Here is a 19,965-nt window from a genome sequence, read left to right as displayed (position 1 = left end):
GAGCCGTCCGTCGAGAGCTCGCCGAAGATCTCACCGCCCGAGCGGTGAACGCTTCGACGGTGCTGCTCGACCGCGACGACGTACCTGAGCACGTCCGTTCGCTGTCCTCTCCGCGGGTGATCGCCGTGGAGAATCTCCTGGTCAAGAGATTCTCCGCGCGAGGCAACGTCGGTGGCAGACCGGCGTCCCTCCCGACCCGAGTCGGTGTTGACCTGGCCACCGAACAGATCGCCGCGGCGGCGCATCTCGCCGGGTCGGCCCGACTCGTGGTGGTCGAGGGAGCCGCCGGCTCAGGCAAGACCGCGACCCTCGCTGCCGCGGGCGCGGCCATGAGAGCCAAGCGCCGACGGATGCTGGTGGTCTCCCCCACTTTGAAGGCCGCCAAGGTCGCCGCAGACCAGGTCGGCGCTGCGTCACAGTCGGCGGCGTGGCTGGTGCGCCAACACGGGTACCGCTGGGACGACCACGGCCACTGGTGGCTTGTCGACACCGTGCCTACTCCGGCCGCGCGGCTGAGGCGAGGCGATCTGCTCGTCGTGGACGAGGCCGGGATGCTCGACCAGGACACCGCCATGGCTCTATTGCAGGTCGCTGACATGGCCGGCGCCCGCCTCGCGCTGGTTGGTGATCGCCATCAGCTTCCCGCCGTCGGTCGCGGTGGTGTGCTTGACCTCGCCGCCCGTTATGCCACCGCGTGCGTCGATCTCGACGGCGTGCGCCGTTTCCGTGACCCCTCCTACGCGGACCTCACACTGAGGATGCGCAGCGGCGAACGCCCCGAGGCGGTCTTCGATGAACTCCTCGCGCGTGGCCAGGTCATCATCCACCCCAGCGAGGTCGAGCGCCTCGCCGCCCTCGCCTCTCTTGCCTCCGACGGCACCGCGGTGATCACCGACACTCGCGATGCCGCCCAACGGATCAACACCATGGCCCACCACACCAACCCACCCGCCCGCCGCAGCAGTCGGGATCTGGTCACCGACGGCGGCGAGCGCATCAGTGTCGGCGACACGATCGCCACCCTCCGCAACGATCCCGATGCCGATGTCGCCAACCGCGAGACGTGGACCGTCATCGCCATCGGCCGGCACGGCCTCACCATTGCGGGGGAGGCCGGTCGCCGTCATCTGCCGATGTCATACGCGCGGCAGGCGGTCGAGCTGGCGTACGCGACCACGGCCTACGGCATCCAGGGTGCCACCGTCCCCACAGCTCACGTGCTCATCGGGCATCACTCCAGCGCTGCCTCCGCCTACGTCGCCATGACCCGCGGCCGCCACGTCAACGTCGCCCACTTGGTCGCCGACTCCTTCGATGACGCCCGCCAGCAGTGGATCGATGTCTTCGACCGCGACCGTGCCGACCTCGGCCCGGCCCTGTCCACGCAACGAGCAGCCGAGGAGATCGAGAGGTTCGGCCCGATCGGCAAGCCCCGGTACACATCCTCGCGCCGACGCACCTCCCGAGCACCAAACGTCCCCGATCACGATGTTCGGCTCATCTCGACACAGTCCCCATCACGCGACAGCGGACTCGGTCTCTGAAACGCCAACTCAGGCGACTCGCGGGCTGGCTCCCCGCAAGACGTAGTGATCGTCGCCGAAGACCGCCGAGACCTGGATCTCGCCGCCCAGCGCCTGCACATAGCGGGCGATCACATCGAAGGTCGACACGTCACCGCGCTCGACCTGGGAGATGCGACTCTTGGTCACCCCCATCCGCTCGGCCACGTCGGATTGGGTCAGGCTCAGAGCCTTGCGGCGCTCAGCGAGGCGATGCCCATCGATGACCGCCTGATTGCGCTGGCGGCCTTCGGTGACCTTCTCCTCGCCGCCTGCCTGCGCGACGAGATCGTCACGCACATCGGTCCACTTCGGATAGTTGCTCATCGGTCTTCCTCCTCCTGTTCTCGCTCCTTCAGGTAATCCTCATACAGCTCTTCGGCTCGCGGGATGGCTTCCCTGTACCAGCCACTCCAGTTGCCGGACTTGTCCCCGCCCAAGAGCAGGATCGCCGAGCGCCATGGGTCGAAGACGAAGATGATGCGGATCTCGGACCGACCGGCTGACCCTGGTCTGAGCTCCTTGAGGTTGTGAATGGTCGATGCGGAGAGCTTGTCGACCAACGGTCGCCCGAGGGTCGGCCCGGCATCGGCAAGGCGGTCGATCGCATCGATCACCTGTCCCATCGAGGCTTGTTGGAGTTCCTTGGTCCATGCCAGGAACTCGTTCGTCACCCGGACCTCCCACTCATCCATCGAATCAAGTGTAGCAAATCCTAAACATGCTCGGTCGCATCAAGGCCGTCGGATGCGTGCCTCGTGCCGCTCCTCGGCGGCGACGAGCGCATGGGCTTCCCGACGGGTGAGCAGGATCGGGTCGGCCACGATCACCTCGTCAGTGCGCTTGGCATCCCTGGTCGAGCGCGCGTGCTCGACGGGCCCGGCTCCGGCCAGGTCGACCGCTGGCTGCCAGGCCTCACGGATGGCCCGCGGGATGTCGAGGTCGTCCCAGAGGTCGACGAGCAGGGCGCCGTCGATCCAGGTGCTTATCTCCACGGGCGTGCCGCGGCGCAGCAAGATCGCGTAGCACGCTCGCCGTGCGGGGCGTCGGCGGAGGTTCCAGCGTTTGACGCCGGATCTGGAGGGGTCCTCGATCACGACTGTGGCGAAACACTCGGGTAGGACACCTCGCCAGAGGCGGTCGGGCACCCAGAACGGCGCCAGACGGGGTGCGGTGCGCTGGGTGAACCTCGGCGCCGTGCCCAGGTGCAGGTCGAAGCCGGCAGTCTCGACGATGCGGGCCGTGACAGCGAGGCTCGGCGTCTTCAGGCCGCGTTCATAGGCCGACAGGGTGGACTGGGATGTGCCGGCTCGTTTGGCGAGCTCGGTCTGGGTCAGGCCACTCCCCCGTCGTGCGGCAGTGATGAGACGGGTTGCTTCGATGTGGCAACGATACCCGTACGGACATCGACACGCCGAGGAGTTTCTTCGCCTTGCACACCTACCTGGTGACAACCGTTCACGTCAGTCGCCGATCACCGTTCAGCGGGGTCTCGAATCCGGTGACATTCGACGTGCCAGGAGATATCGGAGGTAGATCCCATGAGCACGAACACGACCACAGACGAGACAACGAGCGAGGTCCCGTTCTCCCGACGTGACGACGAGGAGGTGCTGACGCTGACCGAGGTGGCGCTGATCCTGAAGACGCCGGTGAACACCCTGCGCTGGTGGCGCCGGCAGGGTATCGGGCCGACGTACTTCAAGCTCGGCCGCAGGCTGATGACCACGGTCGGCGACCTACGCCAGTTCATGCGTGAGCAGCGGCTCAACAGCCGCCGTCTCATCTGAGGCCGAGGTATCAAGATGTGTTCCCGACGGACGTGGGCTCTCGTCCCCGGCGGTCCGACGAAACCAGTGATTCGCCACCGACGCATCCGGGATCCACAGCAACGCCTCCTCTACCGCGATCCCTGGCTCGGATGGTCACGCCGGCAGAAGGGAGACATCGATGACCAAGAAGACGACTGACCGGTTGAACTACGTGACCCGGCTGTGTCCCATGTGTGGGCAAGGGCTGCCATGGCCGAAGCCGACCGGCCGCCGGGCCGTATACTGCAGCCCAGCCTGCCGCAAGGCCGCCTATGACGCCCGCCGGGCACGGACTCCTGGGGCCTTCGATGTCAAGGTGGTCACCCACGAGCACGGCCTCCAGGAGTGCGCGCGACGCGTCTCCACCTCACCCGACGCAGTGGCCGACGTGTTCCGCCAGCTCACCACGCCCGAGGCACTGTCCAAACTCAAGGAGAGTCTGCTGTGGCAGCAGGCTGTCGCAGCGATGCAGGAGTTCCTCGAGGCCGACATCGACCGTGCTCGGCAACCCACGCGTCGACGGCGTCGACGCTGACACGCGGCCGTTCGTCACTCAGGCCACCTCTCCCGTGATGGCGGCAGTCCCGACGCCGTCGCCCGGGTCGTCATCGATCTCGTCGAGCACAGCTTCCTCGGCAGGACTGGTGGGCCGGGTGAGCAGATCGGTCGCGGTCGAGCCCGGTCGCAGAGTCTTCTGCAGAACCGCAGCAGAGGTGTGGTCGACGAGCGTGTCGGGCTCGATGTAGTGGCCCTCGGTGATCGCCGCCGAGGTGTGCCCCAGGTGGGTGGAGGCTACATCGACGCCCAGGCCGCGGGCCAGGACCGTGGCACCGGTGCGTCGATACCAGCGTGGGCTGATCCCGGAGCCCGCCAGGCCGGCGAGGTCGAGGAACTCCCGGAATGTGCGCCGGAAGTTGTGCAGCGTCATCGGCCTGCCGTTGCGGTTGTGGAACAGCGTCCACTCCGCCTGCTCTGGTCGCATCGTGGCGAGCCGGTCACGGATCACCGTGGCTGCGAACTCTGGTACGGGGAGCCAGCGGTCCGAGGCGTCGGTCTTGGGATGGTCCTGCCGGTAGGTGCCCTTGCCCTTCTCGGTCACCACGGTCCCACAGACGTGGACGACCATGCGGCGCCGTGGCGATCCGGCGGACTGCATCTGCCGGTCGAGGACGTCGGCCGGGCGCAGCGCCAGCACCTCGCCGGGCCGCATCCCGGTGCCGAGCAGCACCTCCACCGCGTCGCGGACCCGTCCGTCGGGCCTGGGGCCCTTGACGTCAGGACCGGTGCGCCAGGCGGCTGCTGCGGCGCGGATGGCGGTGATCTGGGGCCAGGTGAGCGCTTGCGGCGCGTTCTTCGGTTTCGGCAACGGGGAGGTGCCCTCGACCGGGTTGCGGGTGAGGACGTCGTGGCGCAGCGCGAACCCGAAGAGCTGGTTGAGCAGCGTACGGGTGTGCTTGGCCCGGGAGTACGAGATCGTCTGCTGGGCCTTGAGGAAGGCCTCCACCCGGCCGGTGGTGATCTCGCCGAGGGTGTAGTGCTCGAAGAACGGGCCCACGTGCAGGCGCAGGTCGTCACGGTAGTTGTTCTTGGTGTTCTCCACGATGTCGCGCATCTCCAGGTCGGCCAGCCACAGCTCGGCCAGGTCCCCGAACGGGCTGGACAGGTGCAGCAGTCCGCCTGCGCCGTAGCCCGTGCGCGCTTTGAGGCGTTCCTTGAGCAGCGCGATCGCGGCGTTGCGGGAGGTCGAGGTGGCCTCGACCTCCCGCAGCCGGCCGTCGATGTCGCGGAACCTCGTGTGGGCGGTGTGTCGCTTGGGGCCCTTGTTGATCACATTGATCGCCCCGAAGGTGCCGATCGCGGTGCGAGGTCGGCCGCTCATGACGTGCCTCCCCGACCATCCCGTGCCTCCCGGACGTCTTGGGCGTCCTGGCAGGCGCGGGCGTCCTCGGCCTCCAGACCGGCCAGCCAGGTCTTGATCTCGGAGACCCGGAACCGCAGGTGCCGCCCGACCCGGAACCCGCGCGGCCCGCGGCCTTGGCTGCGCAAGTCGTAGAGCGTCTGCACCGCGACGTGGAGCTGCGCGGCCAGCTCCTTGATGGTGAGTGTCGGCTCGAGGACCGGGCCCGTAGCCCCAGGCATGTGCTCTGACGGCACGGCTTGCGAGGCAGCAGCGGTGATGTTCGTGACAGTGGCATGTGTCGTGTTCATGCCCAGTAGGTGCGCAGCGCTCCCCAGCTCACCACCGATCCGGTTGCGTCGGTGACGCAACGAACCCGACGAAAGGGAGCCCGCCCTCAATGTGGACTGGGCTTCGTACTAAGTGCGGAATAAATGCGGACGGGCCATGTTCTCGAACCCTTCTCAGAGTTCAGAACATGGCCCTGACCAGTATTTTCGGTGGAGGTGAGGGGACTCGAACCCCTGACCCTCTGCATGCCATGCAGATGCGCTACCAGCTGCGCCACACCCCCGTGGCGTTGTCCCGGATGATCACCCCGGGCAACGAGAAGAACAGTAGCGGAAGCTTCTCCCGATCACGAAATCGGGGCCCCCATTCCGTACGTCGCGAGGCGCCACGGCGCCGACGGGATGAGTCCGTGGGCGGACTCCCGGGCGGTGAGCTCGATCCAGGCGCAGTTCGTCAGCGGGGCGAGGGTGGTGACGACGGACGGGTCCCAGCCGAGGAAGGCGGCCAGGCCCTGCCGGATCGCGCCGCCGTGAGCGACGACCACGACGGTCTCGCCGGGCGCAACCTCCTCCGCGACGTCGTTCAGCGCGGCCGCGAACCTCGCCGCGACGGTGGGCCAGGACTCCCCGCCGTGCGGCTCCCAGCTGGCCGGCATCTCACCGAAGCGCTCGAAGATCTGGGCGCGGTTCATGCCTTCGGCATCCCCCGCGCAGACCTCCCGCAGCCGCGGGTCGTAGGCGGCCTCCAGGCCGGTCTCCTCGGCGACGTACGCAGCGGTCTGCCGCGCCCGCATCAGGTCCGAGGAGACGAGGCGGGTGATCGCGTAGGTCGTCCCGAGCGCACGAGCAGCGGCCTTGGCTTGCTGGTGGCCGGTCTCGGCCAGCTCGATGTCGGTCTGGCCCTGGTAACGGCCGTCGGCGTTCCAGGGCGTGACGCCATGGCGGAGCAGGACGATGCGACGGGTCGCTGGAGGCACGGCAGCTTCGACCACCGGACCTCAGCTCTCGGAGACGATGTCGGCGGGCAGCGAGATCGACGGGCAGTCACGCCAGAGCCGCTCGAGGGCGTAGAACTGGCGCTCCTCCTCGTGCTGGACGTGCACGACGATCTCGCCGTAGTCGAGCAGCACCCAGCGCCCCTCCTTGTGCCCCTCGCGGCGCAGCGGCTTGGAGCCGAGATCGCGCAGCTTCAGCTCGACCTCGTCGACGATCGACTGCACCTGCCGCTCGTTGGGGGCGGAGGCCAGCACGAAGGCGTCGGTGATGGCGAGCTGGTCGCTGACGTCGAAGGCGATGATGTGGCCGGCCTTCTTGTCCGAGGCCGCCCGGGCGGCAGTGATGGTGAGCTCGATGGCGTGCTCGGTCGCGGTCATACGCGGTCCTTGTCTGAGGGGTTCTTGCGGTAGAGGTCGTGCTTGCCGATGTACTGCACCACGCCGTCGGGGACGAGATACCAGACCGGCTCGCCCCGCTGACGCCGCTCACGGCAGTCGGAGGAGGAGATCGCCAGGGCCGGGATCTCGAGCATGGTGATGCGGTCGGACGGGATCTTCGCGATGACCTCGGGATCCATGGAGTATCCCGGACGCGTGCACCCCACGAACTGGGCGAGCTCGAAGAGCTCGTCGGTGTCGCGCCAGGTGAAGATCTCGGCGAGCGCGTCGGCACCGGTGATGAAGTAGAGCTCTGCGTCGGGCAGCGCCTTGGCGAGGTCACGCAGCGTGTCACGCGTATAGGTGCGGCCGGCGCGGTCGATGTCGACCCTGCTCACGGTGAAGCGCGGGTTGGCGGCGGTCGCGATGACCGTCATCAGGTAGCGGTGCTCGGCGGGCGAAACATCGCGGTCGGCCTTCTGCCACGGGTCGCCGGTGGGCACGAAGACGACCTCGTCGAGGTCGAAGAACGACTGCACCTCGGAGGCCGCCACCAGGTGGCCGTGGTGGATGGGATCGAAGGTGCCACCCATCACTCCGACACGACGCTTGCCGGTCAGGCCCTCCAGGCCTGGGTCGGGCGCTCCCCCAATGCCCATCTGATCAGCGCTCAGGAGTGCTCACGGCCACCGGCGAACCAGACCAGGACCAGGAGAGCGAAGACGAGGAGCGCCAGGACGCCGCCGCCGATGACCCACTCGATGCCAGAGGTGCCGTGCTCGGCCCCGTGCTCAGCGGAGGTGATGATGCTCGACACAACAGAGTTCGACATGGCGCACAGATTACCTTGCTCCCGCCCGTGCGGCCGCTTCAGGTCAGCGCACGTGCCCGTCCCCGGTGACGACGTACTTCGTCGAGGTCATCTCGGGGAGACCCATCGGACCGCGGGCGTGCAGCTTCTGGGTCGAGATCCCGATCTCCGCGCCGAAGCCGAACTCGCCACCGTCGGTGAACCGCGTCGAGGCGTTGACCATGACCGCCGCGGAGTCGACGGCGGCGGTGAACCGGCGGGCCGCACCCAGGTCCTCGGTCAGGATCGCCTCGGTGTGACCGCTCGACCAGCGCCGGATGTGGGCGATGGCGGCGTCGAGATCGGGTACGACCGCGGCGCTGATCTTCAGCGCCAGGAACTCGGCCGCGTAGTCCTCGTCGGTGGCCGGCTCGACGAGGTCGTAGGCACAGAAGGCCTCGTCGCCGTGGATCTGCACCCCGCGCTCCTGCAGCGCGGGGACCACCATGGGCAGGAACTCCTTGGCGATGTCAGCGTGCACGAGCAGCGACTCGGCGGAGTTGCACACGCTGGTGCGCTGGGTCTTGGAGTTGACCACGATCGCGACCGCCTTCTCGAGGTCGGCACCCTTGTCGACATAGACGTGTACGTTGCCCACGCCCGTCTCGATGACCGGCACCGTCGACTCCTCGACGACGCTGCGGATCAGCCCGGCGCCACCGCGCGGGATCAGCACGTCGACCAGGCCGCGGGCCCGCATCAGCGCCTTGACCGAGTCGTGGCCCTCCCCCGGGACGATCTGGATCACGTCGGCCGGCAGGCCGGCGGAGACGACGGCATCGCGGAGCACCTCGCCGATCGCCGCGTTGCTGGAGGCGATGTTGGAGGAGCCGCGCAGGAGTGCCGCGTTGCCGGACTTCAGGCAGATCCCGGCCGCGTCCACGGTCACGTTGGGGCGGGCCTCGTAGATCATCCCGACGACACCAAAGGGCACCCGCACCTGGCGCAGCTCGAGGCCGTTGGCGAGGGTGCTGCCGCGTACGACGTCTCCTACCGGGTCCGGAAGGGCGGCGAGCTCGCGGAGGGCGGCGGCGATGCCGTCGAGACGCTCCGGGGTCAGGGTGAGGCGGTCGATGATGTTGGCCGGGCTGCCCGAGCCCTCGGCGCGGGCGACGTCGGCCGCGTTGGCCTCCAGCACCTCGCCGGACCGCTCCAGGAGCGCGTCGGCCATCGCGTGCAGCGCCGCGTCCTTCACGCTGCGCGGCGCGACCGCGAGCTCGTAGCTCGCCTCTCGCGCCTTCGCCGCCACCTCACGGATCACTGCCTCTGCACTCATACGAGAAGCCTATGCCGTCGCGCGTGCGCAGCCACCACCCCTTTCGCCGTGCGGACCGCACGGCCGGGTTCAGTCCTCCTCGCCCAGTCCCAACAGCACGCCGAGACCCCCGAGCGGGTGGAAGGGGCTCTCGGAGGGATCCGTCGTCGCCATCGGCTCGCCGCTCCCCGACCCGGAGGGCGAGGGCCGGCTGCGCGGCGCCTTCACCGGCCTCGGCTCGGCGGGTGTGCCCGTCGGTCGCGTCGACGGCGACTCGTTCCGGTCCCGCTCCGGCGACGCGGACGCGGAGCCCGCCGTGCTCGCCGCCGGCTCGGACTCGGTCATCGCCGGATAGTCCACCGGCGGCTGATAGGACTTGCGCACGAACGCGATCCCCGATGTCGCGCCTGCGAACAGCGCCGACAGCACGAGCGCCGAGATCCAGGGCGTCCAACCACGCCACCAGCCTCCGGCGGGGCCCTGAGCCCCGTCGAATCCACTCACTCCCACAACCATCCCCCAGGTTGCGCCGGCACCGTCCGACGCACTCCGAATCCTAGCCGTGAACGGAGCCTTCCGGGGCGGTGTGGACATCCCCGGATCGCGCGATCGCGAGGAGAAGATCGTGCGCCCGGGCTGCCACCGGATTGGCGGTACGTCGCGCGCTCAGCTCGACCAGTGCGACCAGATCCGCGGCACGGGCCAGGTCGAGAGCATCCGCGGCGCTGCCGCCCCGCACCGCGACATAGCCCTCCAGCACCCCCGCGACGTACGCCGCGTCCCGGTCGAACCTCAGCAGGTTGCCGAGGTCGGCGAACGGCGAGCCGGCATGGGCGAACTCCCAGTCCAGCACCGCGCGTACTCGCAGTGTGTCCGGGTCCACGATGAGGTTCTTGGGGTTGAGGTCGCTGTGCACCAGGCTCACCCGGGCGACCGTGTCGAGCAGGTCCTGGGCGTCGGCGGCCACGTCGCGCAGGCCCTTCAGGTCGGCCGGCGACCAGTCGAGGCGCTCGGCGTACGACTCGACCCACTCGGTCAGGTCCAGCGCGAACGCCTCGATCCGCAGGTCCTTGTCGGCGAAGGTACCGGCGCTCAAGCACGGCATCCCGGCCAGGGTGCCTGCGATCTCCCCGAGGTTTCTGCCGAGCCTGCCCTGGTGCGTCTCGTCCAGGTCGCGGAGCAGCAGGTCCCCGCGTACGCCCTCGACGAACTCGGTCACCAGCAGCGCGGGCATGCCCGTGGCCGGGTCGTCGCGGCGGAGCTCCAGGACGTCGGGGACCGGGACGAGGCCGCGCACCAGACGGTGCAGGGCCTCCTGGATCTCGGCGGCCTGCGGATGGTGGCGCGGATCGGCGAAGACCCGCACGACCGACCTCTCCCCGCCGGCTTCCGCCAGGAACGTCTCGCCCGACCAGCCACCATCGAGCGGCTGGAGGCCGCCCCCGAGTTCACCGAAGCTCACGCGACCACGTCCGTAGCGCAAGCGCCAGGGTACGGACGTGGTCGCGTGCCGTTTGGATAGTTCACTCGCTGACGCTCGCTCACCGGGCGAGGTTAGCGCCCCGTGCTCAGGCGCAGGGCCGGGACTTCGGCTGCGTGTAGATCCGGTGGGTCGCTCGCGGGCTGTCCCACATCTTGTTGAACCGGGAGGTGTAGGCCTGGTAGTAGCTCTTCGAGGTGAACCGGAAGGTGACCTCGTCGTTGCTGAACGACGGCGGCGACCAGTTCTCCGAGCCGGTCCAGACGCTGAAGGTGCCCTTGTCCGCGTAGCGGCCGTTGACACTCATCCACTTGTAGTGGGAGTAGCAGCGCGAGCCGTAGACGATGTTGTCACCGCTGGTCGACTTCTTCTGACCCCAGTCCCAGGCGGCGTCGCGCGCGGGGATGCCGACCGCCCTCAGCTTGCGGTAGACCGCGTTGTTGGTGACCGAGCCGATCACCCGCACCACGCAGCCGCGCTTCTTCAGCCGCACCACCTCGTCGGCGATACGCTCACCACGCTGGCCGTACCAGGCGTACATGTGGATCCGCAGGAGCGTCTTGCCCTTGGTGCCGTAGCCGCTCGGCGCACGGCAGCCGATCAGGCGGAGCCGGTCGATCACCCGGTCGCCGCTGCCGCGGGCGTAGATCTCGTCGCTGGTCGTGCCCGGCCGCTGACGCTGGAAGCCGACGGAGGTGCCGCCACCGGACCAGGACACGTAGCGCGGGGAGGCCTTCCGGTCGGCCTTGAGCTCGTTGAACATCCGCAACCAGGTCTTCCACAGGCTGTCGTTGGCGTAGATCGTCTGGGCGTCGTTCCACTGCGAACCGGCCGCTCCGCCACCGAGGTTGCCGGAGCTGTTGATCAGGATGTTGCGCTTGGTGCCGACCTGGGTGAAGGAGTGGATCTTGATGTGCAGGTTGCCCTTGTCGTACCCACGACAGGCACCGGCACAGCCGTAGATGAAGCTCGGACGGGAGCGCTTGGTGCCGAGACGGTTGGCCAGCTTCCGCTCACCGCTGCTCCACATCTTCCGGTTGACCAGGATCTGCACGTGGACACCACGCTTGTGTGCGGCGATGAGCTGATCGACGGTGTCGGCGCGGTCGAGGTTGTAGGTGACGAATCGGATGTAGGAACCCGCCCGCGCGTAGCGGACGCTGTTGTTGATCCGGTGGACGATGTAGTTGCGCTGCGACGCGGCACCGGTCGGGTTGTTGAAGAACGGGCCCGCCGGCGGCGACCAGGTCGCCGCCGTCGCCGGCGCCGAGACCACGGACATCGTCGCCATGATCAGAGCCGCCACGCAGCCGGCCACAGCCGAAGCAATCGAGATCTTCCGGGTCTTCCTCGACCTGAGCACATTCCCCCACATGCGGCCGGACTATACCCAGCGACGTATGCCGTGCAACGACAATTCCCAGAACACGATGCCAAACAGAAAGAAACCCGCCTCCGAGCAGTGCTCGGAGGCGGGTTTTCGGGACGTACGTCCCACACGTGATCAGCCCTTGGCGGCCTTCACAGCCTCGGTGACCGCCGGGAGGACGGTGTGCAGGTCGCCCACCACACCGAAGTCGACGAGCTCGAAGATCGGTGCCTCCTCGTCCTTGTTGACCGCGACGATGGTCTTCGAGGTCTGCATACCGGCACGGTGCTGGATCGCACCGGAGATCCCGTTGGCCACGTAGAGCTGCGGGGAGACGGTCTTACCGGTCTGGCCGACCTGGAAGGTGTGCGGCATCCAGCCGGAGTCGACCGCGGCGCGCGAGGCGCCGACAGCGGCACCGAGCGCGTCGGCGAGACCCTCGACGGCGGAGAAGTCGCCGCCGGTGCCACGACCACCGGAGACCACGATCGCGGCCTCGGTGAGCTCGGGGCGACCGGAGGCCTTACGCGGCTGGGAGGCCACGATCTGGGCGGTCTTGGCGGCATCGGAGATGGTCACCTCGAACGGGGTGACCGCGGCGGCGCCGGCCTTCTCGACCGGAGCGGCCGAGTTGGGCTTGACCGTGATGATCGGGGTGCCCTTGGTGACCTTGCCCTTGACCGTGAAGTTGCCCGCGAAGACGGACTGGGTCGCCACACCGGACTCGTCGAGGTCGACGGCGTCGGTGATCAGACCGGAGTCGAGCTTGATCGCCAGCCGGGCCGCGACCTCCTTGTTCTCCGCGGAGGACGGCAGCAGGATCGCGGCCGGCGAGGCGGAGGCAGCCAGCTGCGCGAGCGCCTCGGCCTTCGGAGCGACCAGGTAGCCCTTGATCTGGGCATCGTCGATGACGTAGACCTTCTCGGCGCCGTAGCCCTTCACGGCCTCCGCGGCACCCGCGGCGCCGTCGGCGCCACCGATGTAGACCGCGGACGGCTCGCCGAGCTTGGCGGCCAGGGTGAGCAGCTCGTAGGTCGGCTTCTTGACCTGACCAGCGACGTGGTCGATGAGAACGAGAACTTCAGCCATGATTCAAAGATCCTTTCTCGGCCTCAGATGAACTTCTTGGACGCGAGGAACTCGGCCAGCGCCTTGGCGCCCGAGCCGTCCTCGTCGGTGACGATCTCACCGGCAGTACGCGGCGGGCGGGCCGCGGTCTCCTCGACCGCGGTGTACGCAGCGCCCAGGCCGACCTGGCCGGCGTCGACACCGAGGTCGGCCAGCGACCACGCGTCGAGGGGCTTCTTCTTGGCCGCCATGATGCCCTTGAAGGACGGGTAGCGGGCCTCGCCGGACTGGTCGGTGACCGAGAGGACCAGCGGCAGCGTGCCGCCGATGACCTCGGTGGCCACGTCGCCGTCCCGCTTGATGCGGATCTGGTCGCCCTGGGTCTCGACGACCGAGGCCAGGGTGACCTGCGGCAGGCCGAGGCGCTCAGCCAGCATCGCCGGGACGACGCTCATGCCGGCGTCGGTCGAGGCCAGACCGCCGACCACGAGGTCGACCTTGGTCTCGGCACCGATCTTCTCGATCGCCTTGGCCAGCACCAGCGAGGTGGCGATGGCGTCCGAGCCCGCGATGGCGTCGTCGACGACGTGGACGCCCTTGTCGGCACCCATCTGCAGCGCCTTGCGCACAGCGGCCTCGGCGGCCTCCGGACCAACGGTCAGCGCGGTGACGGTGATCTCCTCACCCTCACGCTTCTCCTTGATCTGCAACGACTGCTCAACCGCGTACTCATCGAGCTCGGAGAGCAGACCGTCGACGTTCACGCGGTCGACGGTGAAGTCGTCCTCGAACTGCCGGTCCGCGGTCGCGTCCGGCACGTACTTCACAAGCACAACAATGTTCATGATGGTGCGGCCTTGCCGGCCCCTCCTGGAATGGTCGTAGTTCGCCAGCGATGTTACCCGTCAGTCACATACGGATGACAGGTGCCTACGCGTTGAGAATGTCACATGGATCAGGGTCGGATCACACCGGCCACGATGCGGCCTACGATCAGCCACGCCAGCGCCCCGATGCCCCAGTTGAAGAGCGCGTTCTTGATCTCGGCGTCCTCACCGCTGAACTGCTTGATGCCGTTCTCCCGCGAGAACAGGCCCAGATCGGCGGTGTCGGCGAGGTTGAGGACGAACTCCACGAGGGGGTTGTCCTGGTTCGCGTTGAGCGCGATCAGCAGCGCTCCGATCGCCAGCGCCAGCGCGGCGAGCAGCGCGATCACCCAGACCACCCTCGAGGCGTAGGACCGGATGGTGTGGACCACGCCCGGGCCGGTCGACGTCTTGGTGTCGGACACAGGATTCACTTCCCTTCGAAGTTGGCTTTGCCGGGGCCGTTCTCCAGGAAGGATCCCATCCCGGTCTGGGAGTCCTGCGTCGCGAACACGCCGGCGAACTGCTGCTGTTCGATGGCCAGCCCGGTGGCGAGGTCCACCCCGAGCCCCTTGTCGATCGCCGTCTTCGCTGCCGCCAGGGCGTACGGTGCCGCCTTCTTGAACTGGCTCGCCCACGCGAGCGCCTCCTCATAGACCGAGGCCGCCGGTACGAGCCGGTCGGCCAAGCCGATTGCAAGCGCCTCGTCTGCCTTGACGAAGCGGCCCGAGAAGATCAGATCCTTGGCTTTGGACGGCCCGACCAGCCGCGCCAGCCGCTGGGTGCCGCCGGCACCCGGGATGATGCCGAGCAGGACCTCGGGCTGGCCGAAGGTCGCGTCCTCCGCGACGATCCGGAAGTCGGCCGCGAGCGCCAGCTCGCAGCCACCGCCCAGGGCGTAGCCGGTCACCGCGGCCACCACCGGCTTGGGGATCTCCGCGACGGCGGTCACCGCGGCCTGCACTCCGGCGACCCGCTTGGCCATCTCGGAGTAGGAGAGGCCGGCCATCTCCTTGACGTCGTTCCCGGCGGCGAACAGTCTCTCGCCGCCGTAGACGACGACCGCGCGTACGTCATCGTCGGCTGCCGCCTGGGTCGCGACCTCGAGCAGCTCGGCCTGCACCTGGAAGCTGATCGCGTTCATCTTCGGGCGGTCGAGCCGGATCGTGCCGATGCCGTCCTCGACGGTGAGGTTGACGAAGTCACCCATCGTGGCGCTCCCCTGTCTGTGAAGGCGGTTACATGTGTTCGGAACACTATCGGGTGCCTTCCACCTCTCGTGTGCCGGTTCGCGGTACAGGCGTTGCGGGTATCACGTAACCCCAGCCGGTAAAGGGGCGTTTCAATAACATGACCGATATTCGTTCCAGTCGCGCCGGGGTGAGCCTCGGTGCCGCGCTGAGCATCGCTCTCGGCGCCTTCGTACTGGCGACGCCGGTCTCGGGTGCCGCGCTCTCCACCACTGATGACACTGCCACCAAGGCCGAGGAGGCCCGCTCCGGCGGGCTGCTCGGTCACGAGGCCGATGCCGGCCTGGACGTACGCGACCGGGTGCTGCCCACTTCGACCCAGAGGTCCGCGGCCGATGCCCTGGACGCCGTCGACATCCGCTGGAACGCCCACGGCACTCCGACCTCGCTGATCGCCTCAGACGGCGTGCTGGCCACGGCCGGCTCCTCGGACCCGGTCGCCGCCGCCCGGGACTTCCTCGACGACAACGCGGCGGTCTTCGGGCTCACCGCGGCCCAGCTGGACGACCTCGAGCTCGTCAGCGACCAGAAGCTGGCCGGTGGCGGGGGTCATGCGGTGCTCTTCCGGCAGACCTACGACGGTCTGTCCGCCGCCACCGAGGGGCTGGTCACCGTGTGTGTGGCCGACGGCGACATAACCTACGTCTCCTCCTCGCTGTCCAAGGTGACCGGCGATGTCGCCGAGGCGAGGCTGAGCCCGACCGAGGCATGGTTGAAGGCCGCCGCCTCGGCCGGACGGCCGATCTCCGACTCGTTGGTCGGCGAGATCGTCACCGACGCCGCCGCGAAGCTGACCGACTGGACGAAGCTGACGGTCCCCGACCTGGCGACCGATCAGCTGGTGCGGCTGCGGGCCCTCCCCGTCCCCGGCGAGGGCGTACGTCCCGTCTTCCAGGCCACCGTCGTCGACTCCGCCGCGGCGACCCTGCTGGGGCAGACGGTGCTGGTCGACGCGGTCACCGGCGAGGTGCTCCTGCGCCGCGACAACGTCGACCACGAGAACGACGTCGAGGGACCGTTCACCGGCACCGCGCTCGGCGCCTGCGGCCCGAAGCACACCTTCGAGATCTCCGACGACAAGACCCGCACCCTGGCCGCGGTCGCGCTGGGGCTGCCGACCGACGACTTCACCGTGAAGCTGTTCGCCCCCCGACGGCCGCCTGCTCGTGGAGGGTGACCTGCTCACCAGCCCCGAGGCCGCGACCTACACCGCCGAGAAGATCGACCCCGGGACGTACGCGGTCCAGGTGTGTCCCTTCGACGACTCGCTCCTCGTCGGCAGCTACACGGTGACCGTGGCGTCCTCCGACGCCGGCGCGGCCAGCGGTGAGCTGCCGGGCAGCAACCCGCGCTGGTCCTACTTTCCCGGCACTCCCGACGCCGCCTCGACCGGCGGCGCCGCGGTCCCCACCAACGACGTGGTCGCGTGCTGGACCAAGGTGGCCGAGTGCACCGGACCGGAGCTGAAGAGCCTGGCCAACGCCGGCCCGTGGGACACGCTCCTCAACACGACCGTCGGCGTGCCTTCGCTGACGACCATCGGCAACAACGCCAACACCCACGAGGGCTGGCTCTCACCGCTGGCCGCCGGTGGCCTCGAGCAGGCGCCGATCTCGCCGCTGCGTGACTACACGGGCACGTTCACCGACACCTGGAACAACTCCCGGTGCGCACCGACCAACCTGGTTCCCGGCGGCAACGACGTCAACTATGTCGTCGGCAACCTGTTCGCGAGCCACAACCGGATGCACGACTGGTCCTACTTCCTCGGCTTCACCGAGGAGAACTACAACCTGCAGACCGACAACCTCGGCCGTGGCGGTCGCGGCCTCGACGCCGAGGTCGGCAACGCCCAGGCCGCCGCGCTCGACTCGCAGGTCATCGAGCAGACCGGCCTGCTGACCGGCCGCAACAACGCCAACCAGCTGACCCTGATGGACGGGGTCCCGGGCATCACCAACCAGTACCTCTTCCAGCCCGCCGCCGGCGCCTTCTACGCGCCCTGCACCGACGGGTCGCTGGACTTCGGGATCGTCGGCCACGAGTACACCCACGCCATCTCCAACCGGATGATCGGTGGGCCCGACGACGGGATCACCTCCGAGCACGGTGGCGCGATGGGCGAGTCGTGGGGTGACCTGGCCGGCGCGGAGCACATGTTCGCCCACGACCTCTACAACGGCGGCACGCCGTGGGCGGTCGGCACCTACGCGACCGGCAACACCGAGACCGCGATCCGCGACTTCGCCATCGACAAGAACCCGCTCAACTTCTCCGACTACGGCTTCGACACCACCGGGCCCGAGGTCCACGCCGACGGTGAGATCTGGAACGGCACGATGTGGTCGGTGCGGCAGGCACTGGTCGACAAGTACGACGCGACCTACCCCTACACCGACAAGGCCCTGCAGCGGCGCTGCTCGGTCGGGACGACGACCGCCTCACCGCTGGCCGCCGACAAGTGCCCCGGCAACCGCCGCTGGATCCAGCTGGTCTTCGACTCGTTCCTGCTCCAGCAGGGCGCGACCTCGATGCTGGACGCCCGTGACGCCTTCCTCGCCGCCGACCAGATGCGCTTCGGCGGCACCAACCGCCAGGTGATCGCCGACGCGTTCGCCCGGCGTGGCATGGGCCAGTACGCCACCACGACCGCCGACGACCACGAGCCGACCCCGAGCTTCGCCTCGCCGGCCTCGCGCAACGTCAAGGTCACCTTCAGCGCGCCGGCGCCCGGGAAGGTCTACGTCGGTCGTTTCGAGGCACGGGCGACCCCCATCGCCGACACGCTCCCCGACACCCCGCTCGGGTCGGTGGCTCACTTCGTGCCGGGGACGTACGAGCTCCTCTACGTCTCCGCCACCGGGGGCGCCCAGCGCAAGACGGTCACGGTCTCCCCTGCCGAGATCACCAAGACCGTCTCGTTCGCGGCCGCGACCAACCTGGCCGCGGCCGCCAACGGCGCCAAGGTGCTCACCTCGACGGATGGCTCGCGCAACCCGGCCGCCCTGATCGACGGCACCGAAGGCACCAACTGGGGTGGGGTGACCGCGGACAACGTCGATGCCACCACGCCCTCGATCGCCGTCGACCTGGCGGGCGGTACGCGAACGGTGAGGACCGTCAACGTCAGCGCCTACCTGTCACCGGCGACAGACACCGACGCCGACTCGGGGTCGCGCTTCACCGCGCTGCGGAAGTTCGCACTGGAGGCATGCGTCTCCGCGTGCGACACGGCCGGGGCGACCTGGAAGCGCTTCTACACCTCGGCCGATGACGCCTTCCCCGGAAAGCGCCCGAGGCCGGTCGCCCCCAACCTCAACCTGCGCACCTTCGACGTCCCCGACACGGCCGCCGCGGCGGTCCGTCTGGTGGCGCTGGAGAACCAGTGCACGGGCTACGCCGGTTACGCCGGTGAGCAGGACGCCGACCCGCTCACCACGACCGACTGCAAGACCGGCTCCGACCGCGGCACCATCGTCCACGCCGCGGAACTGCAGGTCTTCGGTCAGTAGCCGGACCGGTTCTACCCTGGCGTCGTCGCGGACGCCAGGGTAGAACGGGACGCAGCGGCGGGCGGGGGTCCTGCCGGTCTGGAGATCGACGATGAAGGCTCTGAGGTACGTCACGATCGGCGCGGCACCGGAGATCAGCGAGGTTCCGATGCCGGAGCCGGGACCGGGCCAGGTGCGTGTGAAGATCACCGCAGCCGGCGCCTGCCACTCCGACTCCTTCCTGATGGGTCTGCCGGAGGAGGCCTGGCATACGTTCGGCTACCCGCTGCCGATGACGCTCGGACACGAGGGTGTCGGGGTCGTCGACGCGCTGGGCGACGGCGTGCAAGGGGTCGAGCCCGGTGAGCCGGTGGCGATCTACGGGCCGCAGGGCTGCGGCCGCTGCTACCCCTGCGCGCAGGGCAAGGAGAACTACTGCGAGCGTGCCGCCGAGCTCCACATCAGCCCGCCAGGCCTCGGCACCGACGGGACCATGGCCGAGTACGTCCTGGTCCCCGACGCCCGACACCTGCTGCCGCTCGGCGACCTCGACCCGATCGCCAACGTGGCGCTCACTGACGCCGGCCTGACGCCCTACCACGCCATCAAGGCCACGCTACCGAAGCTGGTCGCCGGCTCGACCGCCGTCGTGATCGGCGCGGGCGGCCTCGGCCACGTAGCGATCCAGCTGCTGCGGGCCCTCTCCCCCGCCACTGTGATCGCGCTCGACCTCGGCGAGGACAAGCTCGCCCTGGCCACCGACGTCGGCGCCCACCACGCCTTCCTGTCTGACAAGACGGCCGCCGACAACATCCGCAAGGTCGTCGGCGCCCGCGGCGTCACCGCCGTCTTCGACTTCGTGGGCGCCCAGCCGACCGTCGACCTGGCCTCGTCCGTGATCGGCGTGGAGAGCGACCTGGTGATCGTCGGCGTCGGCACCGCCAGCGCCCAGGTCGGCACGCTCGCCAAGCCGTACGACGCGGTGATCCGGGCTCCGTACTGGGGTTCGCGCTCGGAGCTGATGGAGGTCTTCGACCTGGCCCGTGCCGGGCTCGTGCACGTGGAGACGGAGCGGTTCTCCCTGGACGAGGCACCGGAGGCGTACCGGCGACTTCACGAAGGCACGCTTCGCGGCCGCGCCGTCGTCGTTCCCTAGTCCCCTCTCGAACCCCCTAGGCGCGGCGCGCGAACCTGATCCGTCCGTCGGGTCGTCGCTCATAGGTGTAGTTGGGGTCGTGGATGCGGCGATGGTCGCTCGGACACAACAAGACCATGTCCGCGAGGTTGGTTCGGCCGCCTTCGGACCACGGTTTGAGGTGGTGGGCTTCGGTCCAGGCGGCGGGGGCGTCGCAGTCTTCGGCTTGGCAGCACTTGTCCCGGAGTCGCAGGGCTCGGTGTTGGAC

24 protein-coding genes, 1 tRNA gene and 1 pseudogene are annotated in these 19,965 nt (G+C 68.8%); 6 read left to right on the top strand and 20 right to left on the bottom strand.

Annotated elements, in window-relative coordinates:
- The first annotated feature begins 44 nt into the window (after window positions 1-44).
- Window positions 45-1,544: an AAA family ATPase gene (locus ABZ796_RS07445; protein ID WP_357335847.1), complete on the top strand. Its 1,500-nt coding sequence runs from the start codon at window positions 45-47 to the stop codon at window positions 1,542-1,544.
- A 9-nt stretch (window positions 1,545-1,553) separates the two neighbouring features.
- Here the strand turns inward: ABZ796_RS07445 and ABZ796_RS07440 are convergent, their stop codons facing one another.
- From ABZ796_RS07440 to ABZ796_RS07425, 4 genes and pseudogenes are all read right to left on the bottom strand, one after another.
- A complete protein-coding gene (locus tag ABZ796_RS07440) occupies window positions 1,554-1,889 on the bottom strand; it encodes a helix-turn-helix transcriptional regulator (protein WP_357335845.1) in 336 nt (111 codons plus the stop codon).
- Window positions 1,886-2,257, bottom strand: coding sequence for a type II toxin-antitoxin system RelE/ParE family toxin (locus ABZ796_RS07435; protein WP_357335844.1), 372 nt, complete (start codon window positions 2,255-2,257; stop codon window positions 1,886-1,888). Before ABZ796_RS07435 ends, ABZ796_RS07440 begins: the two co-directional genes overlap by 4 nt.
- A 39-nt stretch (window positions 2,258-2,296) precedes the next feature.
- Window positions 2,297-2,557, bottom strand: coding sequence for a hypothetical protein (locus ABZ796_RS07430; RefSeq protein ID WP_357336031.1), 261 nt, complete (start codon window positions 2,555-2,557; stop codon window positions 2,297-2,299).
- 225 nt (window positions 2,558-2,782) lie between these two features.
- Window positions 2,783-3,016 (bottom strand): annotated as a pseudogene (locus tag ABZ796_RS07425) (helix-turn-helix transcriptional regulator); the annotation flags it as partial.
- 87 nt (window positions 3,017-3,103) lie between these two features.
- Here ABZ796_RS07425 and ABZ796_RS07420 point away from each other — a divergent pair.
- A complete protein-coding gene (locus ABZ796_RS07420; protein ID WP_357335843.1) occupies window positions 3,104-3,352 on the top strand; it encodes a helix-turn-helix domain-containing protein in 249 nt (82 codons plus the stop codon).
- 160 nt (window positions 3,353-3,512) lie between these two features.
- Window positions 3,513-3,908 (top strand): hypothetical protein, encoded by a 396-nt coding sequence (locus tag ABZ796_RS07415; protein WP_357335841.1) that lies wholly within the window; start codon window positions 3,513-3,515, stop codon window positions 3,906-3,908.
- Between the two features lie 18 nt (window positions 3,909-3,926).
- On the opposite strand, the gene ABZ796_RS07410 is transcribed toward ABZ796_RS07415, so the two are convergent.
- The 15 genes from ABZ796_RS07410 to ABZ796_RS07340 form a co-directional block, all read right to left on the bottom strand.
- A complete protein-coding gene (locus ABZ796_RS07410; RefSeq protein WP_357335840.1) occupies window positions 3,927-5,252 on the bottom strand; it encodes a tyrosine-type recombinase/integrase in 1,326 nt (441 codons plus the stop codon).
- The gene (locus tag ABZ796_RS07405) at window positions 5,249-5,512 is read right to left on the bottom strand and encodes a helix-turn-helix domain-containing protein (RefSeq protein ID WP_357335838.1); all 264 of its coding nucleotides are present in this window, start codon (window positions 5,510-5,512) and stop codon (window positions 5,249-5,251) included. The genes ABZ796_RS07410 and ABZ796_RS07405 overlap by 4 nt, the downstream gene beginning before the upstream one ends.
- 259 nt (window positions 5,513-5,771) lie before the next feature.
- A tRNA-Ala gene (locus tag ABZ796_RS07400) sits at window positions 5,772-5,844 on the bottom strand.
- A 63-nt stretch (window positions 5,845-5,907) separates the two neighbouring features.
- On the bottom strand, window positions 5,908-6,537 hold the full coding sequence (locus ABZ796_RS07395) for a histidine phosphatase family protein (protein ID WP_357335837.1): 630 nt from the start codon (window positions 6,535-6,537) through the stop codon (window positions 5,908-5,910).
- Window positions 6,538-6,558: 21 nt separating this feature from the next.
- Window positions 6,559-6,933: a ribosome silencing factor gene (gene rsfS, locus ABZ796_RS07390; RefSeq protein ID WP_357335835.1), complete on the bottom strand. Its 375-nt coding sequence runs from the start codon at window positions 6,931-6,933 to the stop codon at window positions 6,559-6,561.
- Window positions 6,930-7,592, bottom strand: a complete 663-nt coding sequence (nadD, locus tag ABZ796_RS07385; protein WP_357335833.1) for a nicotinate-nucleotide adenylyltransferase — start codon at window positions 7,590-7,592, stop codon at window positions 6,930-6,932. The genes rsfS and nadD overlap by 4 nt, the downstream gene beginning before the upstream one ends.
- 11 nt (window positions 7,593-7,603) lie before the next feature.
- A complete protein-coding gene (locus ABZ796_RS07380; RefSeq protein ID WP_357335831.1) occupies window positions 7,604-7,765 on the bottom strand; it encodes a hypothetical protein in 162 nt (53 codons plus the stop codon).
- Between the two features lie 43 nt (window positions 7,766-7,808).
- Complete coding sequence (locus ABZ796_RS07375) at window positions 7,809-9,059, bottom strand: glutamate-5-semialdehyde dehydrogenase (protein WP_357335829.1); 1,251 nt, start codon at window positions 9,057-9,059, stop codon at window positions 7,809-7,811.
- Between the two features lie 69 nt (window positions 9,060-9,128).
- A complete protein-coding gene (locus tag ABZ796_RS07370; RefSeq protein ID WP_357335827.1) occupies window positions 9,129-9,542 on the bottom strand; it encodes a hypothetical protein in 414 nt (137 codons plus the stop codon).
- 52 nt (window positions 9,543-9,594) lie between these two features.
- Window positions 9,595-10,500: a phosphotransferase gene (locus tag ABZ796_RS07365; RefSeq protein ID WP_357335825.1), complete on the bottom strand. Its 906-nt coding sequence runs from the start codon at window positions 10,498-10,500 to the stop codon at window positions 9,595-9,597.
- A gap of 106 nt (window positions 10,501-10,606) precedes the next feature.
- Window positions 10,607-11,809, bottom strand: a complete 1,203-nt coding sequence (locus tag ABZ796_RS07360; RefSeq protein WP_357335823.1) for a phospholipase D-like domain-containing protein — start codon at window positions 11,807-11,809, stop codon at window positions 10,607-10,609.
- Between the two features lie 213 nt (window positions 11,810-12,022).
- Window positions 12,023-12,976 carry an electron transfer flavoprotein subunit alpha/FixB family protein gene (locus tag ABZ796_RS07355; protein WP_357335822.1) on the bottom strand — a complete coding sequence of 318 codons (954 nt, stop codon included), beginning with the start codon at window positions 12,974-12,976 and terminating at the stop codon, window positions 12,023-12,025.
- A gap of 23 nt (window positions 12,977-12,999) precedes the next feature.
- A complete protein-coding gene (locus ABZ796_RS07350; RefSeq protein ID WP_357335820.1) occupies window positions 13,000-13,800 on the bottom strand; it encodes an electron transfer flavoprotein subunit beta/FixA family protein in 801 nt (266 codons plus the stop codon).
- A gap of 110 nt (window positions 13,801-13,910) precedes the next feature.
- Window positions 13,911-14,246 carry a hypothetical protein gene (locus ABZ796_RS07345; protein WP_357335818.1) on the bottom strand — a complete coding sequence of 112 codons (336 nt, stop codon included), beginning with the start codon at window positions 14,244-14,246 and terminating at the stop codon, window positions 13,911-13,913.
- A 5-nt stretch (window positions 14,247-14,251) separates the two neighbouring features.
- Entirely contained in the window at window positions 14,252-15,031 is a 780-nt protein-coding gene (locus tag ABZ796_RS07340) for an enoyl-CoA hydratase-related protein (RefSeq protein WP_357335816.1), read from the bottom strand.
- 140 nt (window positions 15,032-15,171) lie between these two features.
- Between ABZ796_RS07340 and ABZ796_RS07335 the strand changes: the two genes are divergently transcribed.
- The 3 genes from ABZ796_RS07335 (at window position 15,172) to ABZ796_RS07325 (ending at window position 19,718) form a co-directional block, all read left to right on the top strand.
- Window positions 15,172-16,248, top strand: a complete 1,077-nt coding sequence (locus tag ABZ796_RS07335; RefSeq protein WP_357335815.1) for a hypothetical protein — start codon at window positions 15,172-15,174, stop codon at window positions 16,246-16,248.
- Entirely contained in the window at window positions 16,238-18,583 is a 2,346-nt protein-coding gene (locus tag ABZ796_RS07330) for a M36 family metallopeptidase (RefSeq protein ID WP_357335813.1), read from the top strand. Before ABZ796_RS07335 ends, ABZ796_RS07330 begins: the two co-directional genes overlap by 11 nt.
- Before the next feature lie 91 nt (window positions 18,584-18,674).
- Window positions 18,675-19,718: an NAD(P)-dependent alcohol dehydrogenase gene (locus ABZ796_RS07325; RefSeq protein WP_357335812.1), complete on the top strand. Its 1,044-nt coding sequence runs from the start codon at window positions 18,675-18,677 to the stop codon at window positions 19,716-19,718.
- Between the two features lie 16 nt (window positions 19,719-19,734).
- Here ABZ796_RS07325 and ABZ796_RS07320 read toward each other — a convergent pair.
- On the bottom strand, window positions 19,735-19,965 hold a 231-nt coding region (locus tag ABZ796_RS07320; protein WP_357335810.1), incomplete at its 5' end, for an HNH endonuclease signature motif containing protein.

This window comes from Nocardioides sp. NPDC047086 (assembly GCF_040643685.1).
In the GTDB taxonomy this organism is placed as follows: Bacteria; Actinomycetota; Actinomycetes; order Propionibacteriales; family Nocardioidaceae; genus Nocardioides.
The sequence above is the reverse complement of the archived record's forward strand: the minus strand, read 5'-3'. Positions and strand labels throughout refer to the sequence as shown.

Bases quoted from the DNA above. Each gene is read 5' to 3' on its own strand.
- ABZ796_RS07440 (WP_357335845.1), bottom strand. From the start codon at position 1,889: ATGAGCAACTATCCGAAGTGGACCGATGTGCGTGACGATCTCGTCGCG.
- ABZ796_RS07435 (WP_357335844.1), bottom strand. From the start codon at position 2,257: ATGGATGAGTGGGAGGTCCGGGTGACGAACGAGTTCCTGGCATGGACC.
- ABZ796_RS07420 (WP_357335843.1), top strand. From the start codon at position 3,104: ATGAGCACGAACACGACCACAGACGAGACAACGAGCGAGGTCCCGTTC.
- ABZ796_RS07415 (WP_357335841.1), top strand. From the start codon at position 3,513: ATGACCAAGAAGACGACTGACCGGTTGAACTACGTGACCCGGCTGTGT.
- ABZ796_RS07410 (WP_357335840.1), bottom strand. From the start codon at position 5,252: ATGAGCGGCCGACCTCGCACCGCGATCGGCACCTTCGGGGCGATCAAT.
- ABZ796_RS07405 (WP_357335838.1), bottom strand. From the start codon at position 5,512: ATGCCTGGGGCTACGGGCCCGGTCCTCGAGCCGACACTCACCATCAAG.
- rsfS (WP_357335835.1), bottom strand. From the start codon at position 6,933: ATGACCGCGACCGAGCACGCCATCGAGCTCACCATCACTGCCGCCCGG.
- nadD (WP_357335833.1), bottom strand. From the start codon at position 7,592: ATGGGCATTGGGGGAGCGCCCGACCCAGGCCTGGAGGGCCTGACCGGC.
- ABZ796_RS07380 (WP_357335831.1), bottom strand. From the start codon at position 7,765: ATGTCGAACTCTGTTGTGTCGAGCATCATCACCTCCGCTGAGCACGGG.
- ABZ796_RS07375 (WP_357335829.1), bottom strand. From the start codon at position 9,059: ATGAGTGCAGAGGCAGTGATCCGTGAGGTGGCGGCGAAGGCGCGAGAG.
- ABZ796_RS07360 (WP_357335823.1), bottom strand. From the start codon at position 11,809: ATGGCGACGATGTCCGTGGTCTCGGCGCCGGCGACGGCGGCGACCTGG.
- ABZ796_RS07355 (WP_357335822.1), bottom strand. From the start codon at position 12,976: ATGGCTGAAGTTCTCGTTCTCATCGACCACGTCGCTGGTCAGGTCAAG.
- ABZ796_RS07350 (WP_357335820.1), bottom strand. From the start codon at position 13,800: ATGAACATTGTTGTGCTTGTGAAGTACGTGCCGGACGCGACCGCGGAC.
- ABZ796_RS07340 (WP_357335816.1), bottom strand. From the start codon at position 15,031: ATGGGTGACTTCGTCAACCTCACCGTCGAGGACGGCATCGGCACGATC.
- ABZ796_RS07335 (WP_357335815.1), top strand. From the start codon at position 15,172: ATGACCGATATTCGTTCCAGTCGCGCCGGGGTGAGCCTCGGTGCCGCG.
- ABZ796_RS07325 (WP_357335812.1), top strand. From the start codon at position 18,675: ATGAAGGCTCTGAGGTACGTCACGATCGGCGCGGCACCGGAGATCAGC.